Below are 2,244 nucleotides of genomic sequence, written 5' to 3'. Positions count from 1 at the left end.
GCCTCTATGAGTGTGACTCTCACGCAGCTACGCTATCTGGTTGCCGTGGCGCGTCACGGCAGCGTCACCGGCGCGGCAAAGATGCTGAACGTCTCTCAGCCGTCGATCTCGGTGGCCATCGACGCGGTCGAAAAGAATTTCGGCCAGAAACTGTTCGTCCGCCAGCGGGGAAGCGGCGTGTCGCCGACATCGTTCGGCCGCGCCGTCGTGGCCAAGGCAAGGCAGGTTCTCACCGAAACGGAGGAACTCATCGGCCTGGGTTCAGGCAAATCGGCTGTCAGCGGCGAGTTGGTGCTGGGATGCTTCGAGGATCTGGCGCCTTTCTTCGCGCCGGCTTTGATCCGCGCCTTCTCCGAACGCTATCCGGCCGTCAAGATCGTCGTTCGCGACGAGACGTTCGAGACGCTGGGTCGACGGCTGGGTGACGCGGCCATCGATCTCGGCCTGACCTATGATCTCAGCCTGCCGACGCATTTCGCCCGCATCCTGCTGCGTGAACTTCGCCCGCACGCGCTGTTGCCGGCAGGCCATGCCCTGGCGGATCGCCCGTCGGTCAGCCTTGCCGATCTGGCCGCCTATCCGCTGATCACCACCGACCAGCCGCACAGCTGGCAGCATATGCTCGACCTGTTCCGCAGCCGCGGCCTTTCGCCTGTGGCCGACATGACGACAAGCTCGTTCGAACTGCAACGGAGCATGGTCGCCAACGGCTTCGGCGTTGCGGTCAGCTACACCCGCCCGCATGGCGACCGCAGCTATGACGGGCTGCCGCTCATCTGCAGGCCGCTGTCCGATCCGCTGCCCATGCAGCGGATCCTGCTTACCTATGACACGCATCAGCGTGTGTCGAATGCAGCGCTGGCCTTCGTCGAGGTGGCCAAGGACTGGTTCGCCACCCGCGACATCTTTGCCTCGTGAAAGGCTGACGGGCGCCGCGTCTCCGCTTGCCGCTTGACGGTTTCCGCCGCTGCTGCCACTCCATGGGCATGGAAACCATCCAGTCGAAAGCGGCCCAGGGCCGTGTCGCCGATGCGCCGAACGGCCATTGGGTCTACCGCGTGCTGCCGCGCTCGATATGGCCCTATGCGCAGCTTGCGCGGTGGGACAGGCCGATAGGCTGGCAACTGCTGCTGTGGCCGTGCTGGTGGTCGGCGGCCTTGGCGGCGAGCGCCTATCCGCGTCCGGGCGACCCGCTGCTCTCGCTGCTGCCAGCGCCTTTGTATCTCGTGCTTTTCCTGGTCGGGGCCATCGCCATGCGCGGCGCCGGCTGCACCTACAACGACCTCGTCGACGAGGACATCGACAGCCAGGTGGAGCGCACGCGCTCGCGACCGCTGCCGTCAGGCAAGGCGACGCGCCGGCGGGCATGGCTGTTTCTCGTCCTGCAGGCCCTGGTCGGCCTTGTCGTGCTCATCCAGTTCAACAGCTTCGCCGTCCTGCTCGGCATCTGTTCGCTGGCGGTCATAGCCATTTACCCGTTCATGAAGCGGATAACCAACTGGCCCCAACTTGTACTCGGCCTTGCTTTTTCCTGGGGCGCGCTGATGGGATGGGCGGTCGAGTTCGGCGATCTCGATGGGCCTGCTGTCATGCTCTATATCGGCTCGATCCTGTGGGTGATCGGCTACGACACGATCTACGCGCACCAGGACAAGGAAGATGACGCCATTGTCGGCGTGCGCTCGACGGCACGCCTGTTCGGCGACAACACCAAGGCCTGGCTGGCCGGACTTTATGGCGGCGCGCTGATCTGCTTCGCCATCGCCTTCGCGTCGGCGCAGGCGCCGGTGGTGGCGCTGGCCGGGCTGATCGCCGCCGGCGCCCATATGGTGCGGCAGATCGCCGTGTTGGATATCGACAATCCGGACCAATGCCTACGGCTGTTCAGGTCGAACAACCAGGTCGGCTGGCTGATCTTCCTCGGCCTGATCGGCGGCGCTGTGTGGGTGGCTCTGAAGCCGCTGGTTTAGCGGCGCTTCTTCCTTCTCCCCTTGTGGGAGAAGGTGGATTGGCGCGCAGCGCCAAGACGGTTGAGGGGTGCGTGACGGAACGCCGGCATTGCCAAGCTGGAACACCCCTCATCCGACCGAGCTTCGCTCGGCCACCTTCTCCCACAGGGGGCTAGCGTGCGCACACATTTGCTTCGGGTTCATTTTTGTGAGGCGAGAACGAAGCCGTCGACGATGGCGTTGAAGCGTCTGAGGCCTTGGGTGAAGGTGATGGGTCCTGGCGGGCGTTCCTTTT

Annotated in this window: 2 protein-coding genes; both read left to right on the top strand. The window is 64.6% G+C overall.

Annotation, left to right across the window (positions count from 1 at the left end; genetic code table 11):
* The first annotated feature begins 6 nt into the window (after window positions 1–6).
* Complete coding sequence (locus EN914_RS32780; RefSeq protein WP_024503591.1) at window positions 7–918, top strand: LysR family transcriptional regulator; 912 nt, start codon at window positions 7–9, stop codon at window positions 916–918.
* Between the two features lie 68 nt (window positions 919–986).
* Window positions 987–1,970 carry a 4-hydroxybenzoate octaprenyltransferase gene (gene ubiA / locus EN914_RS32775; protein ID WP_024503590.1) on the top strand — a complete coding sequence of 328 codons (984 nt, stop codon included), beginning with the start codon at window positions 987–989 and terminating at the stop codon, window positions 1,968–1,970.
* Window positions 1,971–2,244: the final 274 nt, after the last annotated feature.

This window comes from Mesorhizobium sp. M7A.F.Ca.CA.001.08.2.1, from assembly GCF_003998455.1.
GTDB classification, from domain to species: domain Bacteria; phylum Pseudomonadota; class Alphaproteobacteria; order Rhizobiales; family Rhizobiaceae; genus Mesorhizobium; species Mesorhizobium ciceri.
The sequence above is the reverse complement of the archived record's forward strand: the minus strand, read 5'-3'. Positions and strand labels throughout refer to the sequence as shown.

What these genes read in the sequence shown, in the direction of transcription:
- EN914_RS32780 (WP_024503591.1), top strand. Translation starts at nt 7, where the DNA reads ATGAGTGTGACTCTCACGCAGCTACGCTATCTGGTTGCCGTGGCGCGT.
- ubiA (WP_024503590.1), top strand. Translation starts at nt 987, where the DNA reads ATGGAAACCATCCAGTCGAAAGCGGCCCAGGGCCGTGTCGCCGATGCG.